The sequence below is a fragment of the Streptococcus sp. CF8_St5-11 genome (genome assembly GCF_024295625.1).
Taxonomy (GTDB): Bacteria; Bacillota; Bacilli; order Lactobacillales; family Streptococcaceae; genus Streptococcus.
In genome coordinates this window covers 723,891-743,833 of record NZ_JANCOJ010000001.1, presented here as the reverse complement: position 1 = coordinate 743,833, position 19,943 = coordinate 723,891, and the positions used below count along the sequence as shown (strand labels likewise).

Sequence of the window (19,943 nt, the reverse complement as noted above, 5' to 3'; positions counted from 1 at the left end):
GAGAGTGGGACAGAAATCGGTAATTCGTTAGAATTCGATTTCGTCGTCCCACCTCCGCACAGTTGAGTAGGGCTGTAAAGCTGATGAAATCAGCGTAGTAGAGCCCACTCAACCACTGCGTCTTGCTCGACAATCGAAAAACAATTAAGAGGCTAGGACTTTTGTCCCAGCCTCTTTTTTATATGATCCGCACATGCGAACGATTAGTTATTAGAAATCTTGCGTTTCAAGATGACGGCTCCTGATAGGATAGCAACACCGATCAAGATGACACCAGTAGCGACTGCTTCACCTGTTTTTGGCAGGAATGTCTTGCGACCTCCGTTTGAAGTTGTCGTGCCAGAATCACCTGGGTTGCCAGGTTTGGTCGTATTCGTTGTTGGCCCCTCTGGCGTTGTTGTCGTAGTGGTCGTTGTAGGCACTGGTTTTTCAGACGTAGTTGTAGTCGTCGTTGTAGTTGTAGTGGTTGTCGGCGTAGGTTTTGGACCTTCTGTCGTCGTTGTTGTAGTTGTAGGCTCTTGAGTCGTCGTTGTTGTAGTTGTAGGTTCTTCAGTTGTCGTTGAAGTTGTTGTTGACTCTGGAGTTGTTGTAGTGGTAGTAGGTGTAGGTTCCTCAGTTGTTGTCGTAGTCGTCGTCGGCTCTTGAGTTGTCGTCGTAGTGGTTGTTGGCTCTTGAGTCGTTGTAGACGTAGTAGTCGTAGTTGTTGTAGTCGTTGTAGTCGTTGTAGTCGTTGTTTCTTCCTTCGGATTCACAATCGTTTTCGTTACTGAATGATCAGCACCAAAATCTTCAACATTAACTACAGTATCAGCTTCTTTAATGATATGACCTGAAGGGGCTTCAATTTCAGTTAAGATATATTTATCTTTTAACAGTTTACCAACGGCAATATTACCATTTTCGTCTGATTCAAACTCACCGATAACTTGATTATTAGCTTGACGAACAACTCTAAACTTAGCACCTTTAAGTGGTTGGTTAGCATCATCGACTTTATGAATATTGATTGAGTAAACATAACCAACACCAGCACCACCAGCAATTTGAACGGCAGCAGCATTCGTTACATTTTTGGTTTCAATACCTAGACCTTTGAGAGTTGCTTCATTTTTCAAGACCTCTCCGTCGGCAGGGTCATAATTTAAACGAACTTTATAATCAATACGATATTGGTCATTTTCAGTAACATCACCTAAATCGATAACAAATGATCGACCATCTTCGCTAATGGTAATCTTATGTTGGTCTGTTACATCAACTCTATCAGAGAATACCCATTCGCCAGTATCATAAGAGAATTTACCTTTAATAATTTTAATGCTATCTTTTTCGTAAGAAGCATTCGTAAATTGCAAGTGATCTTCGATTGTAACATTCTTAATATTTTGTTTTGTACGATTGACAGAAATCGTGTATTGGATTTCCTTTTTGTCCCCTTCGTTTACCCAACTAGTCTTTGATAGAAGAAAAGGATTTCCGTCGCCGACACCAGTAAATGAAACTTTACCAGCAATTTTTGTCTCCCTATTAATGGTGATTTCTATTGGAACCTCACCTTTTTGTGGGTGTTTTTTGAAATCGATACGAGCGTAAAAGAAGAATGATCCGCTTGTATCTGAATGTTTTTCAACATAATCTGTATAGGTAATTGTAATGGATTTATTATCTGGGTTTACTTTAGCATCTGCTATAACTTCCTTCGTATTTATATCAAGAATTTGAAACGAACTTGAAGTAATCATCAAAGCATCTGGAACTGTAACTACAGTTGAATCCCCTGCTTTAACATTCTTTCCAGACAAATCGTAATCAGCGTTAATTCGGAAGGTTGCCCACTGTTTCAAGTCCCAGTCGAGAACTCCGCCTTCATTATTTGATACTTTAACATTTTGGATTGTATCCACAAATTTCCCTGATACTGAAACCTCAGGAGTTTCAGCTGAAATCCGATTCCATCCTAAAGCGAAAAGTGTCGCCACTAAACAAAGGACAAATGAGAAAATTTTGATATTCCTATTCTTCATCTTATCTTCCCTTTTCATAAAAAAATTAGTGCCTAATCATCAATACCTGATTACTTTTAACGATATGGATCTTTCAAATCCTATCTGTTGGTAATTAGAATTGAGTGCTGAGACACGACCTCCATTAAATAATTTTATAGGGTGAAATATTTTACTTTTAAAATTATTCCCTACACAGGGAATTATAGCAAAAATAATGATTGGCTTCAAGCTAAAATTGGTAAAATTAGGCAGGAATTATGGGCTTTTAAGCCGTTTCATTAACTTTCACTTTCTTTTAGAAAACAACCATGAAAGTATCATACAATTTACAAATAATGAAGGTGAAAAAGGAGGTTTTTACTCAAAAAATACGAATAGTAGTATAGGAGAGACGCTAGGGCAAAGTGATGGTATAATAGAAGAGATAGAAACTATTTAGAATGAAAGAGGAATCATGATGACAAAAATTCGTGGATTTGAACTTGTATCAAGCTATACCAATCAGGACTTGTTGCCAAAACGGGAGACAGCACACGCAGCTGGTTACGACTTAAAGGTGGCAGAGCGCACAGTGATTGCACCAGGAGAGATCGTCCTCGTCCCAACTGGGGTCAAGGCCTATATGCAACCGACTGAGGTGCTCTATCTCTATGACCGCTCGTCTAATCCTCGCAAGAAGGGATTGGTCTTGATCAACTCTGTTGGGGTTATCGATGGAGACTACTACGGCAATCCAGGAAATGAAGGCCATATCTTTGCTCAGATGAAAAATATTACGGACCAAGAAGTCATCCTTGAAGTCGGTGAACGTGTGGTTCAGGCTGTCTTTGCTCCATTCTTGATTGCAGATGGGGATGAAGCAGACGGCGTGCGGACCGGTGGATTTGGGTCAACAGGGAAATAGAGGAATAAAATGGCAGACTATTTATTAGTTGTAGACATGCAGTCAGATTATGTTGCTGTAGGAAAAGCATATCATGAAGAACTGACTGCAGCTGTAAATGACAAAATTGCTACCTATCCTAGCGACCGAGTTATCTATATTCTCAATCGTTTTTTCTGGGAGAGAAAAGATAGAAAGAAGAAATTTGCGACCGGCTTGCTGGTTGTATCTTCTCGTATTTTTGAGAAGCGTCGGGCTTCTTGCTTTACTAATCCAGATTTAAAAGATTTTTTAGAGGGAAACGGTGCTAAAAGCATAGAGTTTATAGGGGTAGATGGCAATGGATGTGTCAAGGCTTCCATTTTGGCAGCTGTTAAGGAGAATTATCAGGTTTCTGTCGATTTGTCTGCTGTCGGAGTTGCCAACCAGAAGAAATTCTCTAAAACACTGAAGCAGTGGCAAGATTGCGGAATCAAGATTGGATAGTTTTATGGGGATCTTAATATGAAGATTATCTTTGTCCGTCACGGGGAGCCAGATTATCGTGTATTAGAGGAGCGTGCTTATTCCGGATTTGGAATGGATTTAGCTCCCTTATCTGAGAAGGGAAGGAAACAGGCTCAGGACCTTTGCCAAAACCCCTTGTTCCAATCAGCTGATCTGCTAGTAGCTTCAGCAGTAACGCGAGCTTTAGAAACGGCTTCTTATCTGGCTTGTGCTACGGGCCTACCTTTGAAAGTGGAACCCTTATTGCACGAATGGCAGGTCTACGAAAGTGGAAGAAAGAATTTTGAAACAGCTCGGACTCTGTTTCTAGAAAATAATGGGAAGCTCCTTCCGGATAGCCCAATTCAATATGAAACTGCTGAGGATATGAGAGCTCGCTTTATTGAAAGTTTGGCCAAGTACCGAGACTATCAAAAGCTTGTAGTGGTTACCCATCGCATGCTCATGTGTCAATTTGTACCGAATGAAACCATTGATTTTTGCCAAGTGATTGAGTGTGAGATAGAGATTTAGAAAGAGGTTTATCATCGCAAAGAAAAAAACGACATTTATTTGTCAAAATTGTGCCTACAATTCACCCAAATACCTAGGACGCTGTCCTAACTGTGGGTCTTGGTCTTCTTTTGTTGAGGAGGTCGAGGTTGCAGAGGTCAAGAATGCACGGGTATCCTTGACAGGTGAAAAGACCAAACCCATGAAATTGGCGGACGTGACCTCTATCAATGTTCACCGGACCAAGACGGAGATGGAGGAATTCAACCGTGTGCTTGGAGGAGGAGTGGTGCCAGGAAGTCTAGTCCTCATCGGTGGGGATCCAGGGATCGGGAAATCAACCCTGCTCCTCCAAGTGTCGACCCAGTTGTCTCAAGTGGGAACGGTACTCTATGTTAGTGGAGAGGAATCAGCCCAGCAGATCAAACTTCGGGCAGAGCGCTTGGGGGATATCGACAGTGAGTTTTATCTCTATGCTGAGACCAATATGCAAAGCGTGCGAGCAGAGGTGGAACGCATCCAGCCCAACTTCCTTATCATTGACTCGATCCAGACCATTATGTCTCCTGAGATTTCAGGGGTGCAGGGGTCTGTTTCTCAGGTGCGTGAGGTGACAGCTGAACTTATGCAGCTGGCTAAGACTAATAACATTGCCATCTTTATCGTAGGGCATGTGACCAAGGAAGGGACCTTGGCGGGCCCTCGGATGTTGGAGCACATGGTGGATACGGTGCTCTACTTTGAGGGCGAGCGCCACCATACCTTCCGGATCTTGAGAGCGGTCAAAAACCGCTTTGGCTCCACCAATGAGATAGGGATCTTCGAGATGCAATCAGGTGGACTGGTTGAGGTCCTCAATCCCAGTCAGGTCTTTCTGGAAGAACGCTTGGATGGGGCGACTGGCTCTGCCATTGTCGTCACCATGGAAGGCAGCAGACCAATCTTGGCGGAAGTTCAGGCCTTGGTGACACCGACTGTATTTGGAAATGCCAAGCGGACGACAACAGGGCTTGATTTTAACCGAGCTAGTCTCATCATGGCAGTGCTAGAAAAACGAGCGGGTTTGCTCCTTCAAAATCAGGATGCTTACCTCAAGTCTGCAGGTGGTGTCAAGTTGGATGAGCCAGCTATCGACCTAGCCGTAGCTGTAGCCATTGCTTCAAGCTACAAGGACAAGCCAACCAACCCGCAAGAATGTTTCGTTGGAGAGTTGGGCTTGACCGGAGAAGTCCGCCGAGTCAATCGGATCGAACAACGGATCAATGAAGCTGCTAAGCTCGGTTTCACCAAGATTTATGTGCCTAAAAATTCTCTGACGGGGATCACGACACCATCAGGTATCCAAGTGGTCGGTGTGAGTACACTAGCTGAAGTCTTGAAGAAAGTATTTTAATAGAAGAAAAGAGGCTGGGACAAAAGTCCTAGCCTCTTAATTGTTTTTGGATTGTCGAGCAAGACGCAGTGGTTGAGTGGACTCTACTACGCTGATTTCATCAGCTTTTACAGCCCTACTCAACTGTGCGGAGGTGGGACGTCGAAATCGAATTCTAACGAATGACCGATTTCTGTCCCACTCTCTTTTTTTCAGATGTGACAGATGACGGGAGATCCTCTCTGACAGAAATAGTGAGATGTGGTAAAATAATAGATGATTTGAATTTCAAAGGAACAAAGGAGAGACCATGTCTTATTTTGATAATTTTTTAACAGCCAACCAAGCTTATGTGGCGTTGCATGGAGACCTCCGTCTTCCGATTAAGCCCAAAACACAAGTCGCCATCGTGACCTGTATGGATTCCCGCCTTCACGTGGCACCAGCACTGGGCCTGGCTCTTGGAGATGCCCATATTTTGCGGAATGCTGGAGGGCGCGTGACAGATGATATGATCCGCTCCTTGGTTATTTCCCAGCAACAGATGGGAACCCGCGAAATCGTCGTCTTGCACCATACAGACTGTGGCGCACAAACCTTTGAAAACGAAGCTTTCCGGCAACATCTAAAGAAAGAACTGGGAGTAGATGTGGGAGAGCGCGACTTCCTCCCCTTTCAAGACATTGAAGAGAGTGTCCGTGAAGATATGGAGCTTTTAAAAGCTTCCCCTTTGATTCCAGAGGATGTAGTGATTTCAGGAGCTGTGTATGATGTGGATACCGGATTGATCTCCGAAGTGAAATAAAATAGAAGGGTTCAAGAAAACAAAACGACTTTGTTTTCTTGAACTCTTTTTTATTGGCGTAAAAAAATTGAACCAAATAGGAAAAAATGTGACAATTTGGCACAAAATATTAAAAAATATGTGGTATAATATAACATTTTAACAAGAATATTACAATTAAATTTCAACAGATTGACTCTTGATGTCAAGAATGTTACAATTTTATTTGTATCATGGAATCATGAAATATGAAAAAGGAGATCCTATAAATGAAGGATATTTTCAATAGACGCCAACGCTTTTCTTTACGAAAATATAGCATTGGGGTTTGTTCTGTTCTCTTAGGAACAGCGCTCTTTGCTGCAGGAGCTCAATCCGCGTCAGCGGATGAAGCAGCCTCTGAATCTGCGGGGACAGCAGCTTCAGAAGCAGCACAACCTGCTACAACAGAGTCAAGTCAAGCAGAAGCACCAGCTGCTTCTAAGGCATACGGGGAAGGGGGATCAGTTCCAAAAATTGACCTTTCTGGAACTGTTGCTGCAACTTCAGAAACACCGGCTTCAGCGACTGAAAAAACTGAGGCAGCTGCAACACCAGCTGCTACAGAAAAACAGGTAGCGCCAGCTGAAACTAAAAAAACTGAAGAAGCTTCAAAACCACTAAACGTTGGTTCATTGCCAGAAATCGCTCTACCAACAGCGAAAAAGGTAGAAACCAGCTCTAAACCAGCTCCTACAACAGCGGCTACACCAGCAGCACCAACTGCAACTCGTGCTGCAGCAGGTGAAAGCTCAGAGAGAGCAGCTGCAAGAGAAGAAGCGGCTACACCAGCAGCACCAACTACTTTTTCAGCTACTGTTAATCCAGCAGCTTCAATCACTGGTACAGAACCAGCTGCTCAAGCAGATAGAGCAACAAGTACAGATGCTGCTGCGGCTGTAGCAAACGCTGCTACAGAACGTACAAATGCAGGAGCTTTAGCAGTAAGTAGCCGTCGTCGTAATCGTCGTGCCGCTACAGACCACAATAACGAGCCGGTTGCTGTAGCAACTTTCCTAAAAGACGGTGAAGTTGCTACACCTGAGATGACGGATCCAAATGGTGCAAGTGTTCGTTCACAAACAGTACCATCAGGATACGCTGCTAAAGAAGGCGATGTCTATACTTATAGCATCGTAGACCTCACTCGCTTTAATGAACGCTACAATACAAACTACTATACTCGAGCATACAAGAGATTTGATGCTTCTACAGATACAACTGTTGAATTAATCGATAAAACTACAGGTAATGTAGTAGAAACTAGAACCATCACAGCTTCTAGCGGTATTCAAAAATTCACAACAACTACAGCTGCATCTAAAAGTGAATTAACTTGGCAAGTTGATTACGATCCAGGTACAGGAACTGGTCCTGGTAAAACGGACCAACCATTTATTCAATATGGTTATGAAGTTGGAGCAAGCATCCAAGCTTTAGTAGCTCCAGGACATCAACTTACACCTGACGAACAAAAATTATACGATGCTGTTTATGCTGCTCGTACATCAACAGATATTATCAACGTTGTAGAACCAGCTTATAACGGTCGTACGATTACGGATACCAATGCCAAGATTCCAGCATCAGTTAATAAAACAACTTACTATAAAGTAGTTGATAAAAATAATCCAACATTTAACGCGAATAAAACGGATGTAACTGTTCAAGATTATAAAGAAAATGGCAATGAAGTTGATTTAGCTTCATACACTCTTAAAGCTATGGAAGGGCAAAACTTCACAGCATCTGGAGAGCGTCAATTTGATGGTTACAAATTGTATCAAGCAGCTGATGCAAATGATAAATCAGGTTATGTAAGTCGCCCTTACAAAGTTGGAACTAAATTCATGGACGCTGAGCGTGCAGGAATTAAACGGATTAAAGAAATCGTAGGGGAAGACGGATCTGTAGTTGTTCGCGTTTATCTTCTAGATCCAAAACAACAAAGCAAACGTTCTGATGGTAGCTTGAGCACTGATGGCTACATGTTGCTAGCAGAAACCAAACCGATTAAACCAGGTGATTATAACAAACAAGAACTAGCTGTTAAGAAAACACCACTAAACACCATTCCTTTCACAGATAGCAAAGGTGTAACCTATGCAAATGGTAAGGAAGTTCCATTTGACTTCCAAAAAGCTGCTGGATATACACCGTACAAGACTGTCTTTGTTCCATTCTTGGGAGATAACATTGGTCACCTTTCTCCAAACGAACAATTGATTCGAGGAGTAACTGGTATCGGTACCAACGTTGACTTGCTTAACTCTTTGACGCCGTATAAACAACCTGTTTACTACTACGTGAAGCAAGAACCAGTAACAGTCACTCCAGAAGTTGAAAAACAATTGGAAGGACGTGTGCTTGTTGATGGTGAATTTAGCTTCAAGATTAAAGAAGTCAATGAAAACAAATCACTTCCTTCATATGAAGAAACTGTAACTAACAAAAACGGTAAAGCTTCATTTAGTAAATTAAGCTTCAATAAAGTTGGTACTTACATTTACACAATCACTGAGGTTAAAGGGGCAGATACAAACGTCGATTACGATGGTATGACAGTTAAGATGACTGTTACTGTAACTGAGAACTCTAAAGGTGATTTGCAAGGTTCCGTTAAATACAGCGGTACTGGCGGATTTGCTTCAAGTGCAGATGATAAAGTCTTCAACAACTACGTTGTAGCTCCAGTTAAGACTAAGTTTGACTTCAGCAAGGCTCTTGCAGGTCGTGAGTTGAAAGCCGGTGAATTTAGCTTTGTATTGAAAGATTCAGATGGTAAGGTCATTCAAACCAAGACAAATACTAAGGCAGGTGTTGTAGCCTTTGATGATTTGACTTTTGATAACACACAAGTTGGTACACACAAATATACTGTAGAAGAAGTTATCCCAGAAAATAAAGAAACTGGTATGACTTACGACACAATGAAAGCTGAAGTGACCATTACTGTTACTAAGCAAGGTCATGTTCTTAAAGCAACAAACACACTTCCTGCAGATACAGAGTTCAACAATACCTTCACACCTGTTGCTACACAAGCTCAATTCAAGTTCACTAAGAAATTGGAAGGGAAAGAGCTCACGAAGGATGCCTTCACATTTGAATTGGTTGAAAATGGTAATGTCATCCAAACGAAGAAAAATGCGGCTGATGGAACCATCCAATTCGACGCGATTTCTTACGATAAAGAAGGTTCTCACACTTATACTGTACGTGAAGTAGCTGGAACAGATACAAACATCGACTACGATGATATGAATGCAGTCGTAAAAGTTAACGTTACGAAAGATGCTGCATCTGGTGTCTTGACTGCTAAGGTTACAATGCCTGAAGATACAGAGTTTAACAACTTTGCAGTAGCTCCAGTTAAGACTCGTTTCGACTTCAGCAAAGCCCTTGCAGGCCGTGAGTTGAAAGAAGGCGAATTCAGCTTTGTATTGAAAGATTCAAATGGTAAGACTCTTCAAACCAAGACCAATACTAAACAAGGTGTTGTAGCCTTTGATGATTTGACCTTTGATAATACTCAAGTTGGTACTCACAAGTACACTGTAGAAGAAGTTATCCCAGAAAATAAAGAAACTGGCATGACTTACGACCCAATGAAAGCTGAAGTAACAATCACTGTTACTAAGGAAGGTCATGTTCTTAAAGCAACAAACACACTTCCTGCAGATACAGAGTTCAACAACACCTTCACACCTGCTGCAGCTCAAGCTCAATTCAAGTTCACTAAACGTCTTGAAGGGAAAGAGCTTACAAAGGATGCCTTCACATTCGAATTGCTTGAAAATGGCAATGTGATCCAAACCAAGAAAAATGCAGCAGATGGATCTATCACATTTGATGCGATTGAATACAACGCTGTAGGTGAACACACTTACACTGTACGTGAAGTAGCTGGCGCAGATACAAACATCGACTACGATTCAATGAATGCAGTCGTAACTGTTAATGTAACCAAAAATGCAGCTACAGGTATCTTGAGCGCAGCTGTTACAATGCCAGAAGACACTGAGTTTAACAACTATGTGGTTTCTCCAGTTGTAACGAAATTTGACTTCACTAAGAAGTTGGCTGGCCGTAAATTGGCTGCAGGCGAATTCAGCTTCGTATTGAAAGATGCTGCTGGTAACAAAGTTGAAACAGTGAAAAATGATGCTGACGGTAATGTTACATTCTCAGAATTGTCATTCGACAATACGAAAGTTGGTACACACACTTATACTGTAGAAGAAGTGATTCCTGAAAACAAAGAATTCGGAATGACTTACGACCAAATGAAAGCTACAGTGACAGTTGAAGTTGCGAAGAACGGTCATTCATTGACTACAGTTACAAACGTAACATCAAAAGGTGGGGTTGATGCTGACGGTAACGCTACTAATGGTACCGCAGATAAAGAATTCAACAACAAAGTCACTCCTCCAGAAACTCCAGAATTCCAACCAGAAAAATTTGTTGTTTCTAAAGAGAAATATGACATCACTGGTAACAAGTTGATGGATGACGACGATGAGTTGACAAATGAATACACTGAAACAAATGCAGATCCATATGTAGACAAGACAAACAACAACGAACCAGAAAACTTGAATACGAAGACAGTTAAACGTGGTTCTAAATTGGTTTACCAAGTATGGCTTGATACTACTAAATTCACTGAAGCAAACAACATCCAATACGTTGGTGTATCTGATACATACGACGCTGATAAATTGGACGTCAATGCAGCGGACATCAAAGCATATGATTCAGTAACTGGTGCAGAAGTAACCAATAAATTCGACATCAAAGTTGAAAATGGTACAATCACTGCAACTTCTAAAGATGAATTTATCAAAGATAAAGTCAATGCTCCTGTTATCGATACAACTAAGTTCGAATTTGGACGTTACTATAAATTTGATATTCCAGCAACTGTTAAAGAATCTGTTAAAGCTGGTGCTGATATTGAAAATACAGCCAACCAAACAGTTCACGTTTACAACCCAGTAAGCAAAACAGTTGAAAAACCTGAAAAACCAACACAAAAACGTGTCAACAGCGTTCCAGTTCCAGTGGAAATGAACTTCACGAAACGTTTGGAAGGTCGTGAACTTCAAGCCAAGGAATTCGAATTCGTATTGAAGAAAGACGGCGTTGAAGTTGAACGCGTGAAGAATGACGCTGCTGGTAAGATTGTCTTCAAGACTCTTGAGTTCGGTCGTGATGATCTTGGTAAGACATACAACTACACAGTAGAAGAAACTCCTGGTACAGATGCAACTGTCAAATACGACACAATGGTTGCTACTGTTAAAGTGGTTGTTTCACACGATGGTACAGCGAAAGCAATCGTTGCCAACGTAACGGATGCTGCTGATAAAGAATTTAACAACCGTGTAACACCTCCAGAAGAACCTAAGTTCCAACCAGAGAAATACGTTGTTTCTAAAGAGAAATACGATATCACTGGTGACAAGCTTGTTGACGATGATAGAGAGTTGGCAGACAAGTACGCAGATACAAATGCGAACCCATATGCGGACGATGCATCAAACAATGAAGCAGAAAACTTGAATACTAAGACTGTTGAACGTGGTTCTAAATTGGTTTACCAAGTATGGTTGGATACAACTAAATTTGACGCAGCTAACAAGGACAACATCCAAACAGTAGGTATTTCAGATAACTATGATGAAGCTAAATTAAATCTTAATGCAGCTGATATTAAAGCTTACGACTCTGTAACAGGTGCAGAAGTAACAGATAAATTCGATATCGCTGTCAACAACGGTGTGATCACTGCTAACTTGAAAGCTGGCTTCACGAAGTCACTTGGCGATGCAGAAAACACACAAGTTATCGACACAACTAAATTCGAATTCGGACGTTACTACAAGTTCGATATTCCAACAACAGTGAAAGACGATGTCGTAGCTGGTGCAGATATCGAAAATACTGCAGCTCAAGTTGTAAACTATTACAACCCAACTACTAAGAAAGTTGAAAAACCTGAAAAACCAACTGAAAAACGTGTCAACAATGTTCCAATCTCAGTAGAATTTAACTTCACTAAGAAATTGGAAGGTCGTGCTCTTAAAGCTAACGAATTCACATTCGAGTTGAAAGACAGCGACAATGTTGTGATTGCGACTGCAACCAACGATGCAGCTGGTAACTTCAAGTTCACTCCAGTTGATTACACAAACAAAGCTGGTAAAACTGTCACTGCCCTTAAATACCAGAAGGGTCAAGAAGGTACTTACACTTACACTGTAACAGAGGTTAAGGGTACAGACTCAACTGTCACTTATGATGAAATGTCTGCAGTTGTAACCGTTACTGTTTCTCATGACGGTACAGCCAAAGCCTTGATCACAAATGTGACAGAACCTGCTGATAAAGAGTTCAACAACCGTGTCACTCCACCAACAGAACCTAAGTTCCAACCAGAGAAATACGTTGTTTCTAAAGCGAAATTCGATATCACAGGTACTAAGCTCGTTGATGACGATTCTGAATTGACAGATAAATATGGTGAAACAAATACAAACCCATATGTCGATACAACTGCCAACAACGAAGATGAAAACTTGAATACGAAACCAGTTGAACGTGGTCAAAAACTTTACTACCAAGTATGGTTGGATACAACTAAATTTGACGCAAACAACAAAGACAATATCCAAACAGTAGGAATCACAGATAACTACGACAAGGATAAATTGACTGTTAATGCTTCAGATATCAAGGTTTACGATTCAGTTACTGGTGCGGATGTTACGACTAAATTTGATATCTCTGATAACAATGGTGTTCTGACAGCTAACCTTAAGGATGGCTTCACTAAGTCACTTGGCGATGCTGAAAATACTCAAATCATTGATACGACTAAGTTTGAATTTGGACGCTACTATAAATTTGATATCCCAGCAACAGTGAAAGACGATGTCGTAGCTGGTGCAGATATCGAAAACAAGGCAGCACAAGTTGTTAACTACTACAACCCAGTAAGCAAGACTGTTGAAAAACCAAACAAACCAACTGAAAAACGTGTCAACAGTGTTCCAATCTCAGTAGAATTCAACTTCACTAAGAAATTGGAAGGCCGTGATCTGAAAGCTGGCGAATTCACATTCGAGTTGAAAGACAGCGACAATGTTGTGATTGCAACTGCAACCAACGATGCAGCTGGTAAGATCAAGTTTGCTCCAGTAGATTACACTAATAAAGCTGGTGAAACTGTCACTGCCCTTAAATACAAGAAGGGTCAAGAAGGTACCTACAAGTACACAGTAGAAGAAGTTAAAGGAACAGACGCAACCGTTACATACGATACAATGAAAGCTGTCGTTACAGTTGAAGTTCGTCATGATGGTACAGCGAAAGCCTTGATCACAAACGTGACAGATCCTGCTGATAAAGAGTTCAACAATACTGTTCGTCCTCCAGAAGAACCTAAGTTCCAACCAGAGAAATACGTTGTTTCTGAAGAAAAATTCGATATCACAGGCGACAAGCTCGTTGATGATGACAAAGAATTGGCAGACAAGTACGCAGATACAAATGCGAACCCATATGCGGACGATGCATCAAACAACGAAAAACAAAACTTGAATACGAAGACTGTTAAACGTGGCGACAAGTTGGTTTACCAAGTATGGTTGGATACAACTAAATTCGACGCATCTAACAAGGACAACATCCAATCAGTAGGAATCTCAGATGACTACGATGAAGCGAAGTTGGAACTTGATTCTACTAAGATCAAAGCTTACGATTCAGTAACAGGCGCAGAAGTAACAGATAAATTCGATATCGCTGTGAACAACGGTGTGATTACTGCAACCCTTAAAGATGGCTTCACTAAGTCACTTGGCGACGCAGAAAACACACAAGTGATCGACACAACTAAATTCGAATTCGGCCGTTACTACAAGTTCGACATCCCAACAAAAGTGAAAGCTGATGTACCTGGTGGTGTAGATATTGAAAATACTGCGGCTCAAGTAGTTAACTACTACAACCCAACAACTAAGAAAGTTGAAAAACCAAGCAAACCAACTGAAAAACGTGTAAACAACGTTCCAGTTGAAGTGGAATTCAACTTCACTAAACGTTTGGAAGGCCGTGAACTTAAAGCCAATGAATTCAGCTTCGTTCTTAAAGATTCAACTGGTAAAGAAGTTGAGACTGTAAGCAATGATGCTTCTGGTAACGTTAAGTTCAAAGCTCTTGAATTCAAGAAGGGTGACGAAGGTGTTCACAACTACACAGTAGAAGAAGTTAAAGGAAGCGACGCAACCGTTACATACGACACAATGAAAGCGAATGTAACAGTCACAGTGAAACACGATGGTACAGCTAAAGTACTTATCGCAACTGTAGGCGACATTGCGGATAAAGAATTTAACAACCGTGTGACTCCTCCAGAAGAACCTAAGTTCCAACCAGAGAAATACGTATTGAATACAGCGAAATTCTCTATCACTGATAACAAGCTTCTTGATGATGATGCCGAGTTGACTGATAAATATGGTGAAACAAATACCGATCCATATGTAGACAAAACAGACAACAACGAAGCAGAAAACATCAATACTAAGTCTGTTAAACGCGGCGAAAAGATCTACTACCAAGTATGGTTGGATACAACTAAATTCGACGCAGCTAACAAAGACAACGTTCAAACTGTAGGAATTACAGATGACTTTGACGAAACTAAGGTTGATGTAGATGGTTCAGCAATCAAAGCTTACGATTCAGTAACTGGAGCTGATGTTACAAATAAATTCGATATCACTGTGAACAACGGTGTGATGACTGCAACTCTTAAAGATGGCTTCACTAAGTCACTTGGCGATGCGGAAAACACTCAAATCATTGATACAACTAAATTCGAATTCGGACGTTACTACAAGTTTGATATTCCAGCAACTGTTAAGAACGATGTTCCTGGTGGTGCAGACATCGAAAATACTGCGGCTCAAGTAGTTAACTACTACAACCCAGTAAGCAAGACAGTTGAAAAACCAAACAAACCAACTGAAAAACGTGTTAACAACGTTCCAGTTGAAGTAGGATTCAACTTCACGAAACGTTTGGAAGGCCGTGAGCTTAAAACTAATGAATTCAGCTTCGTGCTTAAAGATTCAACTGGTAAAGAAGTTGAGACTGTAAGCAATGATGCATCTGGTAACGTTAAGTTCAAAGCTCTTGAATTCAAGAAGGGTGACGAAGGTGTTCACAACTACACAGTAGAAGAAGTTAAAGGAACAGACGCAACCGTTACATACGACACAATGAAAGCGAATGTAACAGTTACAGTGAAACACGACGGAACAGCTAAAGTTCTGATCGCAACTGTAGGCGACATTGCGGATAAAGAATTTAACAACCGTGTCACTCCTCCAGAAGAACCTAAGTTCAACCCTGAAAAATATGTTGTTTCTAAAGCGAAATTTGATGTAACAGGTACGAAACTCGTTGATGATGACAAAGAATTGGCTAACAAGGTTGCGGATACAAACGCTAACCCATATGCGGACGATGCATCAAACAACGAAGCAGAAAACTTGAACACCAAGACTGTGAAACGTGGCCAAAAACTTTATTACCAAGTATGGCTTGACACGACTCAATTTGATGCAGCTAACAAGGATAACATCCAAACAGTTGGTATCACAGATGACTTCGATGAAACTAAGTTGACTGTGAATGCTTCAGACATCAAGGCATACGATTCAGTATCAGGTGCGGATGTTACATCTAAGTTTGACATCTCAATCGCTAACGGTGTAATCACAGCTAACCTCAAAGATGGCTTCACTAAGTCACTTGGTGATGCTGAAAACACTCAAATCATCGACACTACTAAGTTCGAGTTTGGACGCTACTATAAATTTGACATTCCAGCAACTGTGAACGCAGACATTCCTGGCGGTGTAGATATTGAAAATACTGCGGCTCAAGTAGTTAACTACTACAACCCAACAACTAAGAAAGTTGAAAAACCAAGCAAACCAACTGAAAAACGTGTAAACAACGTTCCAGTTGAAGTAGAATTCAACTTCACGAAACGCTTGGAAGGCCGTGAGCTTAAAGCTAACGAATTCAGCTTCGTGCTTAAAGATTCAACAGGTAAGACTCTTGAAACTGTAAGCAATGATGCTTCTGGTAACGTTAAGTTCTCTAAACTTGAATTCAAGAAAGGTCAAGAAGGCGTTCACAACTACACAGTAGAAGAAGTTAAAGGAAGCGACGCAACCGTTACATACGACACAATGAAAGCGAATGTAACAGTTACAGTTAAACACGATGGTACTGCTAAAGTTCTGATCGCGACTGTAGGCGACATTGCGGATAAAGAATTTAACAACCGTGTAACTCCTCCAGAAGAACCTAAGTTCCAACCAGAGAAATACGTTGTTTCTGAAGAGAAATTCGATATCACAGGTGACAAGCTCGTTGATGATGACAAAGAGTTGGCAGACAAGTACGCAGATACCAATGCGAACCCATATGCGGACGATGCATCAAACAACGAAAAACAAAACTTGAATACCAAGACTGTGAAACGTGGCGACAAGTTGGTTTACCAAGTATGGTTGGATACAACTAAATTCGACACAGCTAACAAGGACAACATCCAATCAGTAGGAATCTCAGATGACTACGATGAAACTAAGTTGGAACTTGATTCTACTAAGATCAAAGCTTACGATTCAGTAACAGGTGCAGAAGTAACAGATAAATTCGATATCACTGTGAACAACGGTGTGATCACTGCAACCCTTAAAGATGGCTTTACTAAGTCACTTGGCGATGCGGAAAACACACAAGTCATCGACACAACTAAATTCGAATTCGGACGTTACTACAAGTTTGATATCCCAGCTACAGTGAAAGCTGACGTTAAAGGTGGAGTAGACATCGAAAACACTGCGGCTCAAGTTGTAAACTACTACAACCCAACTACTAAGAAAGTTGAAAAACCAAACAAACCAACTGAAAAACGTGTCAACAGCGTGCCAGTTGAAGTGGAATTCAACTTTACTAAACGTATGGAAGGCCGTGAGCTTAAAGCCAATGAATTCAGCTTCGTGCTTAAAGATTCAGAAGGTAAGACTCTTGAAACTGTTAAGAACGATGCCTCAGGTAACGTTAAGTTCTCTAAACTTGAATTCAAGAAAGGTCAAGAAGGCGTTCACAACTACACAGTAGAAGAAGTTAAAGGAACAGACGCAACCGTTACATACGACACAATGAAAGCGAATGTAACAGTCACAGTTTCACACGACGGAAAAGCTAAAGTTCTGATCGCGACTGTAGGCGACATTGCGGATAAAGAATTTAACAACAAGGTGACTCCTCCAGAAACTCCAGAGTTCAACCCAGAGAAATACATCTTGAACGATGAGAAATTCGACCTTACTGGTAAATCACTTCTTGATGATGATAAAGAATTGGCAGACAAGGTTGCGGAAACAAACGCAAATCCTTACGCTGATAAGGCTGACAATAATGAAGCAGCTAACATCAATACTAAGACAGTGAAACGTGGCGATAAGGTTGTTTACCAAGTATGGTTGGATACAACTAAGTTCACTGAAGCGCACAACATCCAATCTGTTGGTGTTACTGATGACTACGAAGAAGACAAGCTTGACATCAATGTTGCAAACGTCAAAGCTTACGACTCTGTAACAGGCGAAGATGTGACTGCTAAATTTGATATCAAGGTTGAAAACGGTGTGATCTCTGCAACTTCTAAAGCGGACTTGACTAAGTCACTTGGAGACGCAGAAAATACTCCAGTGATCGACACAACTAAGTTTGCGTTTGGACGTTACTACAAGTTCGACATCCCAGCAACAGTGAAAGATACTGTTAAAGGTGGTGCGGATATTGAAAACACTGCGGCTCAAATCGTTCACCAATACGATCCAACAAGCAAGACAGTGAAGAAACCAAACAAACCAACTGAAAAACGTGTTGTAAACATCCCTGTTTCAGTAGAATTCAACTTCACGAAACGTTTGGAAGGCCGTGAGCTTAAAGCTAACGAATTCAGCTTTGTACTTAAAGATTCAACAGGTAAAGTTGTTGAAACAGTTAAGAACGATGCATCTGGTAACGTTAAGTTCTCAGCTCTTGAATTCAAGAAAGGTCAAGAAGGAACTTACAACTACACTGTAGAAGAAGTCAAAGGAACTGATACAACCGTTACTTATGACACGATGAAAGCAGTTGTAACAGTTGAAGTTTCTCATGATGGAACAGCGAAAGCTCTCCTTACTAAGGTAACGGATCCATCAGACAAAGAATTCAATAACACTGTTCGCCCACCTGAAACTCCAGAATTCAACCCAGAGAAATACATCTTGAACGAATCTAAATTCGATCTTACAGGTGTGAAACTTCTCGACGATGATGACGAGTTGAAGAATAAAGTTGCGGACACAAATGCAAATCCTTACGTTGATAAGACTGATAACAACGAAGCTCAAAATATCAATACGAAGACACTCAAGAAAGGTGATAAAGTATACTACCAAGTATGGTTGGATACAACTAAATTCACTGAAGCACACAATATTCAATCTGTTGGTGTTACAGATAAATATGACAGTGCAAACTTGACTGTCAACGGAGCTGATATTAAGGCATACGACTCTGTAACAGGAGAAGATGTAACAGCTAAGTTTGATATCAAGGTTGAAAACGGTGTGATTACTGCAACATCTAAAGCAGACTTGACTAAGTCACTTGGCGATGCAGAAAATACACAAGTTATCGACACAACTAAGTTGGCCTTTGGACGTTACTACAAGTTTGAAATTCCTGCAGAAATTAAACAATCTGCTCAAGATGGTGTGGACATTGAAAATACAGCTTCACAAATCGTACACCAATACGATCCAACTAAGAAGACTGTAGAAAAACCAGAAAAACCAACTGAAAAACGTGTAGTCAACATTCCAGTTAAGGTTCAATTCCAATTCACTAAGAAATTGGAAGGTCGTGCATTGAAGGCTGGTGAATTCAGCTTCGTTCTTAAGGACGAAAAAGGAAATGTGATCGAAACCGTAACCAATGATGCGGCTGGTAAGATCACCTTCTCAAATCTTGAATTCAAACGTGGTGAAGAAGGAACTCATCTCTACCATGTAGAAGAAATCCGTGGCACAGATTCTAGCATCGAATACGATAAGATGGTTGCCACTGTGGGTATTATGATTAACAAAGACGGTAAAGTATTGACGGCTATTACTCAGTTGCCAGAAGATACAGAGTTTAACAACACTGTTATTCCGCCAACAACACCGCCAACAACACCGCCAAATACACCACCAACAACACCACCGAATACACCACCGACAACACCGCCGACAACGCCACCAACACCACCAACACCACCAACACCACCAACAACACCGCCAACACCACCAACGCCACCAACACCTACAACTCCTCCAGCTCCAGCACTTCCTGAAACTGGTGAAGAACAATCAGCATCTGCTGCATTGTTAGGTGCTGCACTTGGTATGGTTGGCCTTGCGGGACTTGCAAAACGCAAAAAACGCGAAGACTAAAATTGAGGTGACATCAGCAAACTTGTTGATGAGGTGACAATTTTAGATCCAACAGGAAGAGGCTTTGCTCGAAAGAGCAAGGCCTCTTTGTTTGGTATTGGAAACTTAGAAAAACATGCATAAATGTGATGAAAAAGTTTCAGTAAAATTCTATATATTCATTTCATTCGGTTACTAGTTTCAGTAAAATTTCATTGACTTGAAGTAGAGAAAACAGTATACTAGTAAAGCAATTTGATCTTTCAAACTGCCGGCAACAAGGGGAATGAATCCA

The 19,943-nt window shown here is 41.0% G+C and carries 7 protein-coding genes; 6 read left to right on the top strand and 1 reads right to left on the bottom strand.

Annotation, left to right across the window (positions count from 1 at the left end; all coding sequences use genetic code 11):
* Positions 1 to 203: 203 nt before the first annotated feature.
* Positions 204 to 2,024: an LPXTG cell wall anchor domain-containing protein gene (locus NMM13_RS03330; protein ID WP_254728749.1), complete on the bottom strand. Its 1,821-nt coding sequence runs from the start codon at positions 2,022 to 2,024 to the stop codon at positions 204 to 206.
* 439 nt (positions 2,025 to 2,463) lie between these two features.
* Between NMM13_RS03330 and NMM13_RS03325 the strand changes: the two genes are divergently transcribed.
* From NMM13_RS03325 to NMM13_RS03300, 6 genes are all read left to right on the top strand, one after another.
* Positions 2,464 to 2,910 (top strand): dUTP diphosphatase, encoded by a 447-nt coding sequence (locus NMM13_RS03325; RefSeq protein ID WP_048716720.1) that lies wholly within the window; start codon positions 2,464 to 2,466, stop codon positions 2,908 to 2,910.
* Between the two features lie 9 nt (positions 2,911 to 2,919).
* Positions 2,920 to 3,375 carry an isochorismatase family protein gene (locus NMM13_RS03320; protein ID WP_048716617.1) on the top strand — a complete coding sequence of 152 codons (456 nt, stop codon included), beginning with the start codon at positions 2,920 to 2,922 and terminating at the stop codon, positions 3,373 to 3,375.
* An 18-nt stretch (positions 3,376 to 3,393) separates the two neighbouring features.
* Complete coding sequence (locus NMM13_RS03315) at positions 3,394 to 3,909, top strand: histidine phosphatase family protein (protein ID WP_254728747.1); 516 nt, start codon at positions 3,394 to 3,396, stop codon at positions 3,907 to 3,909.
* Between the two features lie 10 nt (positions 3,910 to 3,919).
* Entirely contained in the window at positions 3,920 to 5,281 is a 1,362-nt protein-coding gene (gene radA / locus NMM13_RS03310) for a DNA repair protein RadA (RefSeq protein WP_368077071.1), read from the top strand.
* Positions 5,282 to 5,570: 289 nt separating this feature from the next.
* Positions 5,571 to 6,065, top strand: coding sequence for a carbonic anhydrase (locus NMM13_RS03305; RefSeq protein WP_049491763.1), 495 nt, complete (start codon positions 5,571 to 5,573; stop codon positions 6,063 to 6,065).
* Positions 6,066 to 6,313: 248 nt separating this feature from the next.
* Entirely contained in the window at positions 6,314 to 19,669 is a 13,356-nt protein-coding gene (locus tag NMM13_RS03300; RefSeq protein ID WP_254728745.1) for an SspB-related isopeptide-forming adhesin, read from the top strand.
* Positions 19,670 to 19,943: the final 274 nt, after the last annotated feature.